The organism is Paracoccaceae bacterium, from assembly GCA_019454225.1.
Classification (GTDB): domain Bacteria; phylum Pseudomonadota; class Alphaproteobacteria; order Rhodobacterales; family Rhodobacteraceae.
Genome location: CP075370.1, coordinates 3,566,808 through 3,585,000 on the forward strand (window position 1 = coordinate 3,566,808; position 18,193 = coordinate 3,585,000).

Here is an 18,193-nt window from a genome sequence, read left to right on the forward strand (position 1 = left end):
CGCCAGAACAACGAACGACATCCATCCCCGCAAGTTCAGTGATCACGCAGCGCTGGCCGCTCCCTTCCAGGCCAACCTGCATTTCAGCGCGTGGCCATTCCCTCAAACAGGCTTTGCGCCCGCGAAAGAATGGCTGGGTCAGGCTTTGTCGCGCGCAGGCCCGCAAGAACCGAAGCAACCTCGATGCGACCGGCGGCAACGCATTCTCGAATGAAGTCCACATCCTTTTCGGCCAAGCGATTTAGTTTCGAAACGACCACATCCTGAATTGCCGGTCAAACGATGACCACGGTCCGGCCATAGACGTCGATTTCGGCGGTCGCCGCGCGTTTCATCCAGTCAGGTGGCATCTGGGCCGTGTTCTCATCAACACCGTCCAGATAGAAGCCGAACCTTTGGTGAAATGCAGACATCTCGCCGAATAGCGCGCTGATTTCCTCAGATGCTTCGAACCCTGGATTCCGCGCCTCCCAGTCCCGGTTGTTTTCCGGATAGAGGTCGATCTCGGGCGTGATCTTTAGCGCCATCGGAGCGTCGGGCCATGTCAGCAGAATGGCCTGACTGCCGACCACAATGACACGGTCGGCCTGGAAATGCTCAGCCACCGAACGTGCCGCGCGCAAAAGATCGTCGCGATCGCGGACTGGCCTCACTGGGCCACACCGAGTTTTGCCTTCTGCCAGACGCGGCGGCGCCAGGCAGGGTCGTCATAGGCGGCCGATAGCCGGAAAGGAGAGGCAGTGCGAAGCCGCGTCAGAGCATCCGATCGCTTCACGATCAGCCTTGCAACCACGCCGACCGGTTGGTCAAGGATTTCGAGCCAGTCCCGAACATAGTCGGGCACCGGCTGCGGCATGGCCTTGAAGCGCTGCCGGGCTTCCACCAGAAGCCGGTCACTGCGGCGCAGATGCCCTGCGACCAGACGGTGCAAGATCAGCTTTGCACGGTCATTGACCGTCTCGCGGTTGACGGCCGGTGCTGTGGGTGCGGGCTTCAGGGCACGGTGGCGCGCGCGAAGCTCTGCGGCCATGGCCAGAATCTGCGCACGATCTTCGGACGGCACCAAGACTTCGACCCGGACAAGGCCCGCTGCCCCGCCAGTTGACTTGTACCGCTTGATCCTCTCTTGAACCGACATCGGACGCACTCCTACTCATGACAAGATGGCGTATCCCGGATACGTTTTCAAGGGTGACGTGGCGCGCGTCGCGAAGAGGGGGAGGCGACCGCAAACTTCTAGAGTGCGGACAAAGCAACGATCAGCCCGGTCCCAAGTTTTCGAACCCCGCCCCCAGGGCTTCGACCGCCAGCACCGCGAGTTCGCAGTAGCGAGCCCGCGGTTGGGGGTGGATAAGACCCAATTCGCCGCACTAGCGCGCAGCCCGCTTTAGTCGGCTGATCAGGATAGTTTCGCGAGCGCAGTCAGCTTGGCGCGACAGTGGGCGTCTGCGGGGGAAATCCGGTGACAGATGCGTTCGCCCAGCTGGGCTTTCTTGCGCGATCGCCGAAGGAATTTGCTTCATCCAAGCATAAGCAACCCGAGCACAGGTTGCGACAGAATAGTCGCAGTGTAAGCTGCCCCACGGTTACAGGCGCTCAATCGTTAGGAAAACGGCGCATTCCTTCTGCAGCGACATCAGATTGTCTATCCCGGCGGTGATGTCGAACCGTGCCTTCAGCGGGGCAAGCGCATCCACCGTGGTGGCCTCCACAAACCGGTCATGGAAATGGCGGCGGCGGTTGCGGTCGGACGGTTCGGGTCGCAACTGGGCGAACAGCCCCTTCCGGCCAAGGTGCTGTTCCGCCGCCTCGATCTGATCGCGCAGTGGCAGGTCGGGGGTATTTGCCGGCTCCCACACCAGCGTCAGCCGGCGCACCAGCACGCCTTGCTTTTTCAGCATTGTCAGGAAGGCTTCCAGCTTTTCGCGTTGCAGCGGTCGGGCAAGGCACCACGGGTCTTCGATGTGTAGATCGACCTGCCGGCCCGACACCGCCTCGAACACGCGGCACAGATCGCGGGGCGTGCCCGGGCGATAGTCAAAACGGCGGATGCGTGCATTGAACGCTTCCAGCACGCCCTTTCGTACCGAAAGATCGCGGATACTGCCGCCGATCCAGCTATCGGCCAGCACCCTCCGGCCGAAATGCGAAACGCCGGCCAAAGGCCCCTCCAGCACCGGGGGCGCCCCAGCCTCGGCCCAGAACTCCTCGGCCGCGCCTTGCTTCACCACCGTCAGCCGCGGCGCCGCGGCCAGACGATCGGCGCGGGCCAGCTGCACCTCGATCTGCGCGTTCCGCTCATACTCAACCAAACCATCCACCAGACGCCGGTCAAGACCCGTGGCCCCTGCCCCGGCCAAGTCGGCATTGTCTGGGATCAGGTAGTAAACCTTCCGGGTCCGGTCATCGTCCAGCCAGCTGCGCAAGGCTCGCAGGCTTGCCGTCGACTGCTCGTGCCCCTGTGCCCCCCACAGAGCCTGCGCTGCAAGAATGATCAGGCTGGCACCTTGCAAACGCAGGCCAATCGTTTCGGCTGCCGTATTGGCAATCGGCACCACATCCGCCGGCGCTTGCGCGGGCCGCGGCTGCGTCTGGGCCAGTACGCCCGAAAGCCAGGCACGCACCGGATGGCGGTTCAACTTATCCCAGTGCTGCTGGTTGGAAAAATCGTTGAGGCAATGCGGGCAGCTTGTCTCGCAGGTATCGCCACTTGGGCATTCCAGTATCTGCAAGGCGCGGCCGATCAGGGCGCGCGCCGAAAAGCGCGGCTCGTCATCGGCCAGAAGGCGGCGGCAATAGCCCGCCCCGCCCGGTACGGCATCAGACAGGATCACCGAAGGATGCCCAGTCGGGATTTCGGCTGTGGCGCGGATATCGCGCGGGTCGGTTTCCAGAAGGTCGGTCGCCGCCAGCCTCAAGGCCTCGGACAGGGTGCGCACAAAGCCTTCGCGCGCCTCGCGAGTTTCGCTTTCCTTCTTGCGCCCGAAATCGGGCAAAGGGGTGGAAAAGCGGATTGCCCGCAGATCGGTTTCAAAGATATGGGCCAGATCGACAGGCCAGCCCAACTTGTCCACCGGGCAGGTCTCGCCGGTGCGGGGATTGTCGTGCCGCTTCTGCACTTCGGCCCCATGGGAAAGATCGCGTGGGGCCGGCATGGCGTATTCGCAAAGCCGACAGCACAGATAGCCCTTGCCCTGCGGCCCGCGGTTCACGATGAACATCTGCCCCGGCTTTTCCCCGCTGCGCGGCACAGCGGGAGCAAAGAAGCTCATCACCCCGTTCAGGTCAGAGGAACGGAAATCCTCTTCCATCGCGCGGGTCAGCAGCCGCGCTTCGTCCACCGGGCGCACACGCAGGCGGGATGAACCTGGGTCGCGCCCCATGCGCCCGGTGTAGGAGGTCAGGAAGCCGAAGGGTTCAATGAAACGCACCTTCAGCCCTTGCTGACCCGCCCCGCATTGCGGGCAGGCTTCGTCAAAACCTTCACGGTCGTCGTGAATCTGCACATGGTTGCAAGACGGGCAGATGCGGTAATAACCCTTTTCGGTCCAGGCATCGCCGCCGCCGATGGCAGCCTTTCGGGCAATGCCTTCGCTGGTCCAGATGCGGCCCCCCGCTACCACCTCGGCACCCGGGGCATATTCCGCGATAGCAAGGCTGGCGTCCCGGTCCAGTTGCAGCGCCCGGCCCTGATCACCGTGCGATTGCTGATCGGTCACGATTTCCAGATGAATGGAATGAACCGGGAAGCTGTAGGTCGGGATCACGGCTGCGCGCGACATCGCCTCGACCACAAACCGATCAAGGTACAGCTTCTTGTCGCGCATCCGGCCATTTGCCCGTCTTAGCGCCTTTTGACCTTCCGCGTCAGTCGTGGCCGAATGATGCGCGGCCATAGCCTGTTCATAGCCCTCGTGTATCCCGCGCCAGCGCCCGGCGATTACTGCGACAAAACCTTCCACCTTCTGAAGGAAATGCGCCGCAAGATCGGCCCCGCGCAGGGAGACCGACGCCAGAGAACCAGGAAGCGCTCCCGCCAGGGCATCGGCAGATGCTAGCGCCGCCTTGCCCGCATCCGACGCTAACCAGGATCGCAGATCGGCCAGAAGGGCGGCTTCGCGCGCATGGTCCAGACTTTCGCCAAGAATGTCGCGCAACTGCGGCGCACCTGTCTTGGTGGACCCGGCAAGGCGATGGTCCAGCCAGCCCGACAGGATCATGGACACCTGGTGACGGCGGAAGAAGTCGGGGTTTTCTAGGGTCAGGTACGGCGGCGCGGGCAGCGCCTCCAGATAGGATTGCAGGTTGCGGAAACTTGACTGGTCATATCGGCTTCCCCGCGCCAACATCAGGGCAATTGGCGCAACTTGTGCCCGTCGGCCAGCACGGCCTGCACGCTGCTGGTAATTCGCGATACCCGGCGGAACGTTGCGGCAGAACACGGCCTCAAGATCGCCCAGATCGACCCCCATTTCCATTGTGGTGGTGCAACTAAGCAGGTTCACTTCACCCCGGCGGAAACGCTCTTCGATCTCGGCCCGTTCCGATACGCCGATGGCGGCGGTATGTTCACGGGCGATCGCGCTTTGTGGCCGCGCGCGATAGCGCTCAAGGTAGTGGTTGGAACGCTCCGCTAGTGCGCGAGCCTCGCGCGAAACCTTCTCGACCTCGCCGATGCAGCGCCAGGCTGTGCATTGGCCATCCAGATCAACATGCGCTACCGCTCCACAACTGCGGCAGCGATACAGGCTGCCTGCAGGCGCCGAAACCATCCGCAGCGCCGCCAGATTCAGCACATGACCATGGCCTCCCGGTCTCAGAAGGCCCGAGCCCGGCCGTGTGGCGGCTTGCCAGAAGGCACGCATCGCCGTGCCTATCTGGTCGGGCGAAAAACCCAGCTTCTGGCCCAAAAGCCAGCTGATCCGGTTCTGCGCATTCGGCGCAGGCATCAACGTGTGCAATCGGCGCGACGCTTTCACCCGGACTTCGGCCCAGGAAATGTCACCGCTGGCCTTGCCCTCGCCCCAAAGGGTTTCATCCGTCAGGTCAATCACCCCACCCAGATCGTTGATCGCGCGGGAATAACGGATCTGGTCCAGCAGGAACCGAACCAGCGGCGCGGCAAGCCGCTGCCGGCCTTCGGGCAGGGCCTGGGCAACGCTGCGCACCACCTGATCCTCGCCGTGATACTGCACCTCCATCAGGCCCAACGTCTCAAGCGAAAGCCGCAGGGCTCCGTCACACAATTCTCCGGCAATCAGCGCTAGCAGCCTGTCCTTCACCGCCGTGCTGCCCAAGGGTTCGGGGTTGCGCCGGTCATAAAGCCGGAAACCTTCGCGCCGCAGGGCCCGCCAGACCCCCTCCTTCAGCCCTTCCAGGTCCAGCTTCTCGTCCTCGGCTCGCTTCAGCGCTTCGACCATAGCCGCGCGCAGGGCCTGATCTCGAGCCGTGCGTTCGAAGAAGGGGGCAAAGAACGCCGCATCCTGACGGTTGTCGGCAAAGACCAGCAGGTTACGCCCCTTCATTGGCGCATCCGAATCGCGATTGGCCGGCGGTGGCAGGGCTTCGATCAGCGTCTGAGCGGCGACAGCGGCCAGAGCGTCGTCACCGGGGTTGATCGCTGTCACCGGCTCGGCATAGCGGCCGCCCCTTTGCCCGCAGGACAGGCAGCGTTTCACATAGCTGCGCCGCTCCTCGGTGTCCTGCACCATCTCGGCCTCTTGCAGCCCCAGCAGACCATCCCCGGGCCCGTCTATCAGGTCACCGGTCTTAGGATCGAACCAGAACAGCTCCACCGCCTCGGCTCCGGCAGCCTCAACCTCTTCGGCATCGTCCTCAAACGCGCTCTGACCCGCGCCGACCAGCCGCAACACGCGGCGCGTACCTCGCTGCGCCAAATCGGGCCGGGGATGCAGGGCATGGCCATCATCCCATCCCTCGACATAGGGCTCGCCACAGTTGCGACAGACCAGAAGCGGATAGGCCGGAACGCCATCCACATGCGTTCCAGTGCGACTAACCTGCGGCAGCCCTTCCCAATGTTCGGGATTTTCCGCCGACAGTGTTAGGGCCAGCCCTTCCACACCCGAGGCCGCAAGGTGATAACGCGCCGGCAACAGCGGAAAGGCACCGCTGATCGCCGGCTTGGCCAGAACCCCCGCCGCAATCAGCGCGGTCAGTGCCTGTCGAGCAAGCCCCGGATCATCGCCAAAAACCAGCCGCGCCAATCCGTCGAACGGCAGCGATCGGCCCATCAAAGCGCGCGCCACCTGCCGTACTTCGGCCAGCCCTGAAAGCACGTGGATCAGCGCCTCGCCTAGGTGGTGGCCCTCCAGCCGCAGCGCACCGATCCCTGCACCCTCCATAGCGGCGTTCCATTCGCCCACCTGATGTTCGGCACTTTCATCGGAGAAAACGTTCGCTGCCCGCAGTTCGGCAATCACCTCGCCGATCTGCACCCAGGTCTGTGGGTCAATCCTGTGGGTTGCTTCACCTTCAGTCAGCCGCGGATGCAGCCGCCGTTCCGAAGTGACGACCGCGGCATCCCCGCTGGGAAAGGGTTCGCCGAACAGGTTCTCGGCAAACCGCGCCAGTTCGTCGCGCCGGGCCGGATCAAGGCTGGCCGAGGTGCCCACGCACCGCAGCCGCCCCGTCGCCAAACCCAGATGGGTTTTCAGCTTGCGAAGCAGAAAGGCCACCTCGATCGCCTGCGCCCCGGTGTAGGTATGCACCTCATCCAGCACGATCCATTTCAGGTCTGCCCCTTCCAGAAGCCGACGGTTGCGCGGCAGAAGCAGGATGTGCTCCAGCATTGCATAGTTGGTGATCAGGATATGCGGCGGGGTGTCCAGCATCTCTTGCCGCGACAGAAGCCAGTTGGCCGGAACGCGGGTCACATCGGGAAAGTTTGCCTGGAACGACGGACTTTGCACCAGATCGTTTTCCACGTCGCTGCGCATCTCGTTCGACCGGACCTGACCGGTGTATCGGCCCAGCGTGATGCCGGGGTCCTTCAGGTCGGCAAACAAGAGCCGCGAGATCCGATGCATCTGGTCATTGGCCAGCGCGTTCAGCGGATAGACCAGAATGGCCCGAACCCCGGGCCGCGCCAAATCAGTGTCGCGCAGAAGACTGTCCACCAGCGGAAACAGGAAGGATTCCGTCTTACCCGAACCTGTTCCCGTGGCCACAAGATAGTTTTCGTCCAGCCCGATGGCCGCCGCCTGATGCAGGTGCAACGGCCGGTCCATCAGGGCGCGCCCGCTGTCGCTGCCATCGAGCGCCGCCCAACCCCTGTGCAGCCGCCCGTCCTGCACCATCTGGCGGATCGAAGCGCCTTTCTCGAAATCCGGCAGGCTTTCCACATAGGGGCCCTTCACCAGATCAGCCGCCGCAATCGTTGCTGCCACCCGCTGCGCCAGAAGCGGCGCACGGGCCGCCGAAACCCCCGCCGCCGTCGAGGTATAGCGGGCAAGGGTCTCACGCAGCCGGGTCTTGAACAGAAGCGGGTCAAGTTCGTGGGTCATGGGCGCACCTCGGCCAACTGCCAGACAAGTAGAAAATAGAAGAACAATTCAGGCGCCAGCCGCAGCAGAAAGCCGATTGAGGCCAGTACATCCGACGCCCGCCAGTTCAGGCTTGCGGCCAACGTTTCGATAAACTGGCCGGCTGAACCGGTCCGGCTGGCACGGGCAAACTCGGAAAGCGTGGCCGCAACCGCCAAATCGACCGCGGGGGGCCGGTCATCCTCTGGCCGGCGCTTGGGCATGGGCGGGCGCAGTTCGGGAGAGCATTGCGCAAGAACATGGGCCGCAAGTGTCGATAGGGCTTCGCCGCGCCGGCTGTTGCCGCCGCCCTCGCTCTGCGGATCAAACAGCACATTGGCCGCCTCGAACCGCTCCAGCATCCGCAACTGCGCCGCCCGCAGATGGGCCGGGCCAAGGATCGGTGTTCCATGCCAGAACCACCCTGCCCCGGGATCAGTATCCATATGGGGAAACAGCTTGAAAAAGCGTTCGGGTCGAAATCCCGCCAGCACCGTGTCGGGGTTCCGCTCGACTTGCGCGGCATTAGCAAAGGCAATCAGCGCCTGCCCGTGCAAAAGCCCCTCGCGCAGGCGTTCGCGCGATAGGGCACCCATCCGCGCTCCTACCCGCAGCCCATCGTCTACCTGATCGGCAAGGGCATCGAAGGCCGCGGTGGGGGCGGAGTAAAGGCCCGGATCAATCTCCACCGGGTGCACCATCGGGACCCAGCTGGGCGAGGTTTCCCCCGGCGCCGGCACCAGCGCCGCCCGCATCAGGAGCCCGCCCGCCAGCGGCAGACCTGCAATTACGCCGCCCAGACTGTGCCAGCGCGGCAACAGGCTGCGCTCCAGCCCGTGGTCCAGCCAGCAGTCCGCCGCATAGCAATCCGAAAGCCAGCGGCACAGCGTCTCGAACCGGGTCTGGATGAAATCGACCGGCGCATCAGACAGACTGTGTGGGGCCACCAGCGGCAACGCATAAGTATCGCCCCGGCCATTTCGCAACGGGCGCCAGCGATGTTCCGCGTTCGCGCTGTCAGGCCGCACGAAAACGCGCCCGATCATCATTCCCTGATCGGCCGGCCGCTGCGCGATGGTCAGCACCACCTCGCGGGTGTCGTTGCCCGAAAACGCGGCGCGCAGCCAGTCGGGCGCGGCCTGCCGCACGGGCCTTCGTCCAAGCGCGATCTCGTGAAAGCCACGGTTGCCCATCTCGTCCTCGGCCTCGACTGCGATGGCGTCGATTGGAGTGCCGATGGCAAATGTGGCCTGCACCCCCACCCGCACGGGGCGCAGGTCAAACCGCGTGGGCTGCAAGGCATCCACGATTTCAAACAGCACAACTTCGGCGCCGTTCGACCGCCGAAGCACAACTGCACCGGTCTGCCCTACAAGCTCCGAGATTGCGATGTTTCGCGTCATTCCCAGCGCAAAGGGCTGGGCTTCATGCCGCGCCCCCACCCGCAAGGACGCTCCGCGATCTGGGCAGCGGATCGACACATGACCAAACCTGTCGTCCGCCCCTACCCCGATCCGGGCCCCCAAAGGCACCGGGCTGACCACACCATCCGACCGCAGGCGCACCAGACTGATATCGGGCCAAGCAAGACGGAACGATACCACCTCACCCTCGATCCCAAAGGCGGCCAGAGCGTGGGCGTACCCCCCCTTGGGGTCCAGGTGCAAGCCGCGGTCAAAGGCGCTGACATGCTGGGAATGCGATGGAAGAAAGTTCGAAGGCACCGCCGCACAGATCAAGTCCAACCCGCGCGCAGCCTCGAACTCGTTCCAGACAAAGGCGCCAAGGGTGATCCCCGCCGATCGCGCTTCCCGATCCGGCGCCAGAAGCTCCAGCCGCAGCCGCGCCGGCCCCGGCGGCAGCCCGACGGGTAGGCAATCGGCCAACCGGCATTCGCCAATCCCCTCGGTCACGGCCACGTCGATCACCCTGTCCACACCGGCGATACTCAGCCGCAGACGGCGCGTTTCGGTCACGGACAAGCCGGTTTCCACCCGGAGCACTGCTTCCGGGCCAAACAGACGCCCCTGTGGCCCATTGGCGATTTCCGCACCGATCAGCCCCAGACGGCGCCGCGGTCGTGTCGCCAGGGCAATGACCTGCCCGCCGATCCGCAGCATCCTTGGCCTGTGGTCCAACACCACCCGCTGCAGGAAACAGCCGTCGCCCAGGGGCACGGCATCAAGATCATCCAGCACAAAGGGGCGGCGCGCGGCAACCAGCGCCTCAGAGGTATCCAGCATGAGGTCGCGGGACCCATGCCCCGCGCTTTCACAAAGCAACTGGCCAGCCGTCAGGTCGAAGACAGCAAAGCGGCTATCATCGGCCAGAAAATCCACCGCAAAGGGCAGCCCGTCAATCTGCCCCGACATCCGTCTGGGCCAGGGTTGCTCCAAGGCCCAATCCTCGCCCCCTTTCAGGCGCAGGGGGCGGTCCGCATCATCCATCTGCACGGCGATCCGGCCATTGGCCCGCGGAAGCCGCAAGGCCAGCCCGTCGGCGCCCCAGACCAGCCGCGGGCGGGGCGGAAGGGCCGCAGCCACGCCACCACGCGCACGCTCGGCACCGGCCTTTGCAAAGCACTCGGCAAAGAAGCCTTCGAACGGGCTTTTGGCCTGAAACCCGGTCGGGTTCGCGGCAACCCGCGCATAAAGCCGGGCGTGCCACGCGGTTTCATCCCAAAGAATCGCCCGCCGCGGCGTGATGACCGTAGGGTGCAGAAATTCCAGCGCATCATCCTCCCACCGGTTCAGCAGGGTCGATGAGTCCTCCGGCGGCGCGCCGAACAGATCATGCTGGCGTTGGAACGCCTCGATCAGCTGCTGGATATGCGCCCGCGGCACCCCGGCATGCAGGAGATACAGGTCTACCATCCGATCCAGACCCCGGCTGGGCAGGCCCAGCCTGTCGCAAAGCGCCAGAAAGCTTCGATGCAGGTCTTCTCTTACCGCCGGCGTCCGGATCGGTACGCCCAGCACATCTTCCAGATGCGCGTAGATGCGCAGATCATTTCCGCCGTAATTGTCGTTCAGGGCATGGGCCACTGTCCACCCTGCCAGGTATCCGTGCGCCTGGAACAGCCGAGGGATGGCCTGGGCACTGCCGCCAAGAAAGGTGCGCACCCGCGAAAGAGCCTCGTCTCGTGCCCCGTCACCTAGGGTCAGGAGACCAAGGAACGGGGGAGCTTCTGGACGCTTCAGTTGCTGGTAAAGCAGAAAGTCGGATGTTCGGCAGTTCACGAAATCTCCGCGTCGAAACTTGATACTTGTCATATCGTTGCGGAAAGTCTGAACCGATTCAATACATGATCTGCAACCTGACTTCTCGCCCTCTAGATCATGAGCCTGTCGTAGCCTTCAGAGCGCGGCCTCTTCTGATAGGCATTAATCAGCACCTCTGACCTTCACTGAGGTATTGGTGCCTTGCGCACAGAAGGGGAGGCCACCCCGGCGCAGTCGAACGCCATGTTCGCGATCTGCACGATCCGGTTAGAGATCGCGGTCATCACCCCCTATCGATCCTTTGTCGGGGATTGGGTTGCGCTAACAAGACCACCCAGCAACACCTACGGCTGCGTGAAATCCGGCGCAATCGCATTGATGGTCTGGTAGTCATCTTGAGAGGCCTCGCGCAGGGTAGGAGGGCTTCGGTCTCGTCGCAAGGCAAGCCATTATCAGACCCCGCGATTTGGTCAGCGGCCAAGATCATCGCCCGGACTGTGGCCCGCCTGCGGCCGAACCGCTTCGCTGTCTGGGTGATCGGCGATGTCCGCGATGCCGATGGGTTCTTCGTCAACTTGCCGGGCCTGACGGTCGAAGCCTTCGAGGCCGCAGGCGCCCGCTTCTACAACGATGCGATCCTCGTCACTGCTGTTGGCTCGCTGCCGATCCGCGTCGGTCGCCAGTTTACCGCCGCCCGCAAGCTCGGCCGGACCCACCAGAACGTGCTGGTGTTCTGCAAAGGTGATCCCCGCAAGGCGACCGAGGCCTGCGGGCCGGTGGAATTTGGCGAGATCGAAGCGGCGGATGGCGAACCCAGTGACGACCCGGAGGACGACCAGTGACCGCCCCGATCCTCGAGATGCACCACGGCATCGCCGTTGTCCGCGACGACCTTTTCCCGGGCGGCACCAAGGCCCGGTTCATCGCTCAGGTGTTCGACGGGGTGCAGGAGGCGGTCTATGCCAGCCCGCCAGAACGCGGCGCCCAGACTGCGATCGCCACTGTTGCCCGGCGCCTCGGCAAGCGCGCCACGATTTTCGTGGCAGCCCGCACCCGGCCCCATCCCCGCACGCTTGAGGCCGCCCGCCTCGGCGCCAAGGTCGTGCCGATCAGCCCGGGCTATCTGTCGGTCGTGCAATCGCGCGCCCGCGAATACTGCCGCAACACCGGCGCCAGCCTGATCACCTTCGGCGCCGAAATCCCCGGTGCGGTCGAAGCAATCGCCGCCGCCGCCCGCCTGGCAGCCTTTGAACCCGAAGAGTTCTGGTGTGCAGCCGGGTCCGGCGTCCTCGCTCGCGGTCTCGCCGCCGCCTGGCCGAAAGCCCGGCGCCACGTCGTCCAGATCGGCCGCGACCTCACCCCGCGCGAGGTCGGCGGAGCCACGATCCATGTCCATCCCCGCAAGTTCAGCGACCGCGCCGCGCTGGGCGCCCCCTTCCCGGCTGATCCACACTACGACGCGAAAGCCTGGGAGTTGTGCCTTGCCATGCGCGGGCCGGGGCGAGTGCTGTTCTGGAACGTTGCGCCGCTGGCAAAAGGTTGAGCAAATCAAGTGACTGAAATACCTCGTGCCGCTGCGATCATCAACAGCGAAGCGGCAACGTGGCGTGAGCAGCGCCCATCATTGATGATCTTCAATATACCCTTCTTGTTAAAGTCCACTTCGATGAAATCGGTGACCTCAATTGCTCGATCTTTGGCTGGCATCAGATCCCTAATTTCTTGAAATGTCTTCGTCGTCTTACAAGTTGCAAATATTCCTAATCCGACACCCACCGTCCCGTAGGCTACATGAGAAAATTGGATATCCTCAAGGTAGCTTTCAGTTATGCCCAACTCCTCTTCAAAGCCCCGGCTCAGACATCTCCTTAACGAAGGGCACTCTCCATTCTTAACCGTATTGACAACATCTGTCTGCGAAAGCGCCTCGTTGACCGAGGGATAGATATCACGTTGACCCTCAAACCTTGCAGCATTCTTGGACCGAATTACGAGAAAGACCTTGCGCTCATCTTCTGAGAACACAAAAGCATTGAGCCCAACCGACGGAATGAATGGGAAGAATTCCTCGGCGATTACAGATGAATTCGAGTTCAGTGAAAGGAGCCGCTCCTTGTCAGCATCGCTCATTAGGTCAATCATTTTCTGAACTACAAGAAACGTGAAGTAGTCAGTGCGGTAGAACCTTGCAAACAGCTTTGGTCGTTCATCATTGCCAGCTCGAATTCCGGACCTAAGCGACCTAATTCCATAGAGGGGCCCATTGAACAGCATCGAGGTAGTTTGGTCGCAAACCCTCCGTGTTTCGATCCTAAGGGCTTCCCGATAGTACTCGATGTATCTACCGGAGGCGTGTGTTGCAAAGAACTCCTCAGGATGACGCCCGAATGCCTGAGGAAGAGAAAAGGACAGTTGACCGCCTGTAATCCTAGCAATCTCGGCGACCTCTTCGTTAGGCGGCGCAATATGAAAGGACTCTCCGCTGTCCACAAGTGCATCGTCTTCAACGATTATGGAAGGCCCGTATTCGATTACGCGAAAACCCGGGCCAACCAATTTAGCCTTGTCAAGCTTGGTGAGGGCGCGCTTTCTTCGCCATCTTGATAGCATTCCCGTCGCGCCAATGCCAAATTTAGTCAAGACGAGTCGAGTAACTTGTCCTGCAGCAATGCCTCCAACAAAAATCAATGAATTCTTGACAGTTTCCCAAGTCACGAAGATGAAAATGGACTGCAAAGAAGCTACAAGACTATTCCACAGGGTGACCACACTATCCGGCAAGCTTGCCCTCCGCCGCTTGGTAATGAGCACGCACTATGTAGGAACGGCCGCACTGTTTCAATTGTCACATCCCGGAAGGTGGGGGAGTTGTTTTCTCAACCGCTGTAGCCTCTGCTCCGCTTGGGCCTCGATGGCCAGCACTGCGAGGTCGCGGTAGCGGGTCAGCGCCTTGGGGCTGGATGAGACCGGGTTGATCGAAATGGCGCGCAGGCCGCTGACGTCGGCCTTCCCGGCCAGTTCCACCAGCGCGGCCAGCTTGGCCCGGAAGCGGGCATGGGTCGGGGCGGAGAAGTCGGGCGGCGGAGGCAGTTCGCCCTGCCGGGCCTTGGCCTCGAGATCGGCATCCCGGCGGCGGCGCGGGGCGCTGGGCGCGGCTTCGGTTTCTGCGGCCTGTTCGACAACTGGGGCCAGTTCAATGATCGCTTCCGGCGCAACCGGGGGCGGCGCAGGTTCTGCCCGGGCGTCTGGCTCGCAGGCGTCGAGTTCGGCCGCCAGCCGCCCTTCGGCGGTTTCGAAGCCCGGTGCGGTCAGGATCACCTTGATCGCCTTTGGCGCGCGATCGGCACCGATCTTGGCGGCCAGCAGCCGCTCGAACCGTTCGGCGGCGGCAGCCACGCTGGCGCTGCGGCCCAAGGGGGCATCGCTCAGGCGCTGGGCGAGGCGGTTGATCTGGACGGCGGAGAGGTTGGTGAACATCGGGGCCTCCTTCAGGCGTTCTTGATGTGGGCGGAGCGGCCTTCGGCCGTGATCGCGTAGATCATGGTGCGGCTATCGCCGAAGGTGGCGGCGAAGGCTTCGGCCTGATCGATCCGGTCAAACCGGGCGCGGATGCGGGTCGCGGGCTTGGACCCGCGGCAGGCGATAAAGTGGTCGGCGGCGGCGAGGCAATTGGCCTCAAAGCCGGTCATCGGGGCGGTCTTGGCGGGCATCGGGAACCTCCGTTTCAAGGTGTCGCAGACATTGCGGAGACAGTCCGAAGAGCAAGTCCAAATCACTGACTTAATTGGAGAATGTCGCAAGATGGGGCTGTCGCGGCGCGCCTATGGCGCCTTGCGCGGTGTGCATGAAAGCGCCGTGCGCAAGGCAATCGCCACGGGGCGGATCACGACGGAAGCCGACGGCACGATCGACGCCACCAAGGCCGATGCGATGTGGGACGCCTCGACTAATCTGCTTCCGAGGCCCATCTTTTCCTCTTGGGTTCAGAAGCGGTTACCGGCATCCTATTGGGAATGGTGCCGTAATCCGAACTCCGGGTTTGCGACGCCGCCTCTCGATTGGATTTCCTAGGTGGGATTGCATTGGCACGGGTAGAATTTGACAGCACCAAGAAGCCGCTGGATGACCTTCTGAAGCGGGCGCGCGACGGGCTGATCCAGTTGCCGGATTTCCAGCGCGGCTGGGTCTGGGACGATGAAGGCTTGAGGGGGCTTCTGGCCTCGATTTCCCGGTCCTTCCCGGTTGGTGCGATCATGACCCTGCAGGCGGGCGGCGAGGTGAAGTTCAAGCCCCGCCCAATTGAAGGTGCGCCTTCTGGCAGCGCAAGTGTCGCGCCCGAGTCGTTGCTGCTGGATGGGCAGCAGCGGCTGACATCGCTCTATCAGACGACGATGCGCCAAGGCGTTGTCGAGACGATGAACACCAAGAAGCAGAAGATCAAACGCTTCTACTACATCGACATGGCGCGCGCCCTCGACGAGGGTGTCGATAGGATCGACGCTTTCGTCGGCGTCCCCGAGAGCAAAATTGAGACGCGGAACTTCGGCAAGGAGGTCGTGCGGGATCTGACGACCGAAGAGGCCGAGTTCGAACAGTGCATGTTCCCGACCAACCGCATCTTCGACTGGAACGATTGGCTTACCAAGTTCGCCGCTTACTGGAAGTATGCCCCGGACAAGATGCAGTTCTGGTTCCGGTTCCTGAACGAGGTGCTGTCTGCCTTTCACCAGTACCAAATGCCGGTAATCGAGCTCGGCAAGAGCACAAGCCGTGAAGCCGTCTGCCTTGTGTTCGAGAAGGTGAACACCGGCGGAAAGAAGCTCGACGCGTTCGAACTGCTAACGGCGATCTACGCCGGTGAGGAAGAAGGGTTCTTGCTTCGCGAGGAATGGACGAAGATCGCGAAGAACCTGAAGGACGCGATCGCCCTCAAGGAACATCCACTGACGCGTTTGCAGCCGACCGATTTCTTTCAGGCGCTGGCGCTTCTTTTCACCCGAGATCGCCGCCTTAACCATCTGGCGGCGCAGTTGCCCGGCGATGCCCCGGCAATCAGTTGCACCCGTGATACCGTGCTGAGCGTGCCGCTAGGTGCCTACAAGCAATATGCGGGCGCACTGGAGGAGGGATTCAAGAAGGCCGGGAAGTTCCTCTTCGGTCAGAACATCTTCTGGTTCAAAGACGTCCCCTATCAGTCGCAGCTGGTGCCGCTGGCAGCCATCCTCACGGAACTTGGCGATCGCTGGACGCAGGAGGCGGTGCGCCAGAAGCTTGCCCAGTGGTATTGGTGCGGGGTTTTTGGCGAGCTTTACGGCGGGGCGATCGAGACCCGTTTCGCCAAGGACCTTGCCGATGTACTCGCATGGATCGATGGCGGGCCGGAGCCGACAACGGTGAAGGACTCGGCCTTCCGGCCGGAACGCCTCAAGACGATGACGTCACGTCTGTCGGCAGCCTACAAGGGCGTGCATGCCCTGCTGATGCACAAGCAGGCCCGGGATTTCTTGTCGGGGCAAAGCTACAACCAAACCAGCTACTTCGACGAGGCCGTCGACATCCACCACATCTTCCCCCGCGCCTGGTGCCAGAAGAACGGCATCACGCGGGAGCGGTATGACACCATCATCAACAAGACGCCGCTCAGTTCGAAGACGAACCGGATCGTGGGTGGCGATGCGCCGTCCGTGTATCTCGCGCGCCTGCCAAAGCAGGGCGCGGCATCAGACGCCGCCATCGATACCCACCTTGAAAGCCACCTGATCGATCCCCTGCTGCTACGGTCGGATGACTTCGACGGTTTCGTCGGACGGCGCCAGGAGGCGCTGCTGGGGCTGATCGAGGCCGCGACCGGCAAGGCGATCTATCGCGGGGTAGCGACAGACGAGCCTGTTGAGGACATGATCGAGGACGAGGCTGAGGGGCTTGAGGCGGCCGAATAGGCCGCCTTTCCTGTCGACCTTTGCCCAGTGCGGTTTTCGCCCGTTCTCGATCCTGCTGACCTACTATCCCGCTGATCTTGCACGCGGAATCCGTCCGTTTGTTGACCTATTGTTGACCTGACGTTTGGGCAGCAAAAAGCCCCGCGGTGAGGCGGGGCGCATGTCATTGATCTTGCTTGTATATTTTGGTTGCGGGGGCAGGATTTGAACCTGCGGCCTTCAGGTTATGAGCCTGACGAGCTACCGGGCTGCTCCACCCCGCGCCATTTGGCAGGCAATGACATGTTCTGCCTGCCGGTTCCCTTTCGGGGACACTGCATGGTTTTGACTGTTGAGAGGGTTTTCGTTTCTTGTTTGGTCTGGCGGTGACCTACTCTCCCGCGTCTTGAGACGCAGTACCATTGGCGCGACGGCACTTATCGGCCGAGTTCGGGAAGGGATCGGGAGTTTTGCGCGTGCTATGGCCACCAGACCGAAGAAGAAACGCGCGGCGCGGGTGCCTGTGGCACCTTTTGCCGCATCATCAGTTCTGTTCCAAGTCCGTGTTGCTTCTGACGTTCCAGGCGCGGGGGTTTCCCTGCGGTTACTGGATCAAATCAAGCCTATCGGGCAATTAGTACCGGTCAGCTGAACGCATTGCTGCGCTTGCACCTCCGGCCTATCGACGTGGTGGTCTTCCACGGCCCTCAGGGGAGACCTTGTTTTGAAGGGGGCTTCCCGCTTAGATGCCTTCAGCGGTTATCCTGTCCGAACATAGCTACCCAGCACTGCCGTTGGCACGACAACTGGTCCACCAGTGGTTCGTTCACCCCGGTCCTCTCGTACTAGGGGCAACTCTTCGCAAGTCTCCTACACCCACGGCAGATAGGGACCGAACTGTCTCACGACGTTCTAAACCCAGCTCACGTACCTCTTTAAATGGCGAACAGCCATACCCTTGGGACCTGCTCCAGCCCCAGGATGAGATGAGCCGACATCGAGGTGCCAAACGATGCCGTCGATATGGACTCTTGGGCATCATCAGCCTGTTATCCCCAGAGTACCTTTTATCCGTTGAGCGATGGCCCTCCCACTTGGGACCACCGGATCACTATGGCCGACTTTCGTCTCTGCTCGACTTGTCAGTCTTGCAGTCAGGCGGGCTTCTGCCATTGCACTCGACGACCGATTTCCGACCGGTCTGAGCCCACCATCGCGCGCCTCCGTTACTGTTTGGGAGGCGACCGCCCCAGTCAAACTCCCCACCATGCAGGGTCCCGGACCCGGATGACGGGCCGCGGTTAGACATCAAGAAGGCGAAGGGTGGTATCTCAAGGGAGGCTCCACGCGAACTGGCGTCCACGCTTCAAAGCCTACCACCTATCCTGCACATCACATTCCTGATGCCAGTGCAAAGCTGGAGTAAAGGTTCATGGGGTCTTTCCGTCTAACCGCGGGTAGTGTGCATCTTGACACACAGTTCAATTTCGCTGAGTCCACGTTAGAGACA

At 62.4% G+C, this 18,193-nt stretch carries 14 protein-coding genes, 1 tRNA gene and 2 rRNA genes (1 of these 17 running past the window's edge); 6 read left to right on the plus strand and 11 right to left on the minus strand.

Going from position 1 to position 18,193, the window contains the following annotated elements:
• Positions 1-83: 83 nt before the first annotated feature.
• The 5 genes from KF887_16960 to KF887_16980 all read right to left on the minus strand — a co-directional run bounded on the left by KF887_16960 (position 84) and on the right by KF887_16980 (position 9,664).
• Entirely contained in the window at positions 84-236 is a 153-nt protein-coding gene (locus tag KF887_16960; GenBank protein ID QYK41057.1) for a hypothetical protein, read from the minus strand.
• 39 nt (positions 237-275) lie between these two features.
• A complete protein-coding gene (locus KF887_16965; protein ID QYK41058.1) occupies positions 276-605 on the minus strand; it encodes a hypothetical protein in 330 nt (109 codons plus the stop codon).
• A 44-nt stretch (positions 606-649) separates the two neighbouring features.
• Entirely contained in the window at positions 650-1,138 is a 489-nt protein-coding gene (locus KF887_16970; protein ID QYK41059.1) for a hypothetical protein, read from the minus strand.
• Positions 1,139-1,586: 448 nt separating this feature from the next.
• Entirely contained in the window at positions 1,587-7,526 is a 5,940-nt protein-coding gene (locus KF887_16975; GenBank protein ID QYK41060.1) for a DEAD/DEAH box helicase, read from the minus strand.
• Positions 7,523-9,664 (minus strand): hypothetical protein, encoded by a 2,142-nt coding sequence (locus KF887_16980; GenBank protein ID QYK41061.1) that lies wholly within the window; start codon positions 9,662-9,664, stop codon positions 7,523-7,525. The genes KF887_16975 and KF887_16980 overlap by 4 nt, the downstream gene beginning before the upstream one ends.
• Positions 9,665-9,673: 9 nt before the next feature.
• On the opposite strand from KF887_16980, the gene KF887_16985 reads away from it, so the two are divergent.
• The 4 genes from KF887_16985 to KF887_17000 all read left to right on the plus strand — a co-directional run bounded on the left by KF887_16985 (position 9,674) and on the right by KF887_17000 (position 12,308).
• A complete protein-coding gene (locus KF887_16985) occupies positions 9,674-10,309 on the plus strand; it encodes a hypothetical protein (protein QYK41062.1) in 636 nt (211 codons plus the stop codon).
• A gap of 36 nt (positions 10,310-10,345) precedes the next feature.
• Positions 10,346-10,702: a hypothetical protein gene (locus KF887_16990; protein ID QYK41063.1), complete on the plus strand. Its 357-nt coding sequence runs from the start codon at positions 10,346-10,348 to the stop codon at positions 10,700-10,702.
• Between the two features lie 560 nt (positions 10,703-11,262).
• A complete protein-coding gene (locus tag KF887_16995; protein QYK41064.1) occupies positions 11,263-11,607 on the plus strand; it encodes a hypothetical protein in 345 nt (114 codons plus the stop codon).
• Positions 11,604-12,308, plus strand: coding sequence for a hypothetical protein (locus tag KF887_17000; GenBank protein QYK41065.1), 705 nt, complete (start codon positions 11,604-11,606; stop codon positions 12,306-12,308). Before KF887_16995 ends, KF887_17000 begins: the two co-directional genes overlap by 4 nt.
• Positions 12,309-12,313: 5 nt before the next feature.
• Here KF887_17000 and KF887_17005 read toward each other — a convergent pair whose 3' ends face one another.
• The 3 genes from KF887_17005 to KF887_17015 are packed head-to-tail and all read right to left on the minus strand — an operon-like array spanning position 12,314 to position 14,475.
• A complete protein-coding gene (locus KF887_17005; protein ID QYK41066.1) occupies positions 12,314-13,576 on the minus strand; it encodes a hypothetical protein in 1,263 nt (420 codons plus the stop codon).
• Between the two features lie 27 nt (positions 13,577-13,603).
• Positions 13,604-14,242, minus strand: a complete 639-nt coding sequence (locus KF887_17010) for a hypothetical protein (GenBank protein ID QYK41067.1) — start codon at positions 14,240-14,242, stop codon at positions 13,604-13,606.
• An 11-nt stretch (positions 14,243-14,253) separates the two neighbouring features.
• Positions 14,254-14,475 carry a hypothetical protein gene (locus tag KF887_17015; GenBank protein QYK41068.1) on the minus strand — a complete coding sequence of 74 codons (222 nt, stop codon included), beginning with the start codon at positions 14,473-14,475 and terminating at the stop codon, positions 14,254-14,256.
• Between the two features lie 91 nt (positions 14,476-14,566).
• On the opposite strand from KF887_17015, the gene KF887_17020 reads away from it, so the two are divergent.
• Positions 14,567-14,836, plus strand: a complete 270-nt coding sequence (locus KF887_17020; GenBank protein QYK41069.1) for a hypothetical protein — start codon at positions 14,567-14,569, stop codon at positions 14,834-14,836.
• A gap of 11 nt (positions 14,837-14,847) precedes the next feature.
• Entirely contained in the window at positions 14,848-16,704 is a 1,857-nt protein-coding gene (locus KF887_17025; protein QYK41070.1) for a DUF262 domain-containing protein, read from the plus strand.
• 186 nt (positions 16,705-16,890) lie between these two features.
• Here the strand turns inward: KF887_17025 and KF887_17030 are convergent.
• From KF887_17030 to KF887_17040, 3 genes are all read right to left on the minus strand, one after another.
• Positions 16,891-16,967: transfer RNA gene (locus KF887_17030), tRNA-Met, on the minus strand.
• A gap of 94 nt (positions 16,968-17,061) precedes the next feature.
• Positions 17,062-17,176 (minus strand): 5S ribosomal RNA (gene rrf, locus KF887_17035).
• A gap of 120 nt (positions 17,177-17,296) precedes the next feature.
• Positions 17,297-18,193: ribosomal RNA gene (locus KF887_17040) — 23S ribosomal RNA — on the minus strand (it continues 1,940 nt past the right edge of the window).

Coding starts and splice junctions, on each gene's coding strand:
- KF887_16975 (QYK41060.1), bottom strand. CDS start 7,526: ATGACCCACGAACTTGACCCGCTTCTGTTCAAGACCCGGCTGCGTGAG.
- KF887_17015 (QYK41068.1), bottom strand. CDS start 14,475: ATGCCCGCCAAGACCGCCCCGATGACCGGCTTTGAGGCCAATTGCCTC.
- KF887_17020 (QYK41069.1), top strand. CDS start 14,567: ATGGGGCTGTCGCGGCGCGCCTATGGCGCCTTGCGCGGTGTGCATGAA.
- KF887_16980 (QYK41061.1), bottom strand. CDS start 9,664: ATGCTGCGGATCGGCGGGCAGGTCATTGCCCTGGCGACACGACCGCGG.
- KF887_17010 (QYK41067.1), bottom strand. CDS start 14,242: ATGTTCACCAACCTCTCCGCCGTCCAGATCAACCGCCTCGCCCAGCGC.
- KF887_16970 (QYK41059.1), bottom strand. CDS start 1,138: ATGTCGGTTCAAGAGAGGATCAAGCGGTACAAGTCAACTGGCGGGGCA.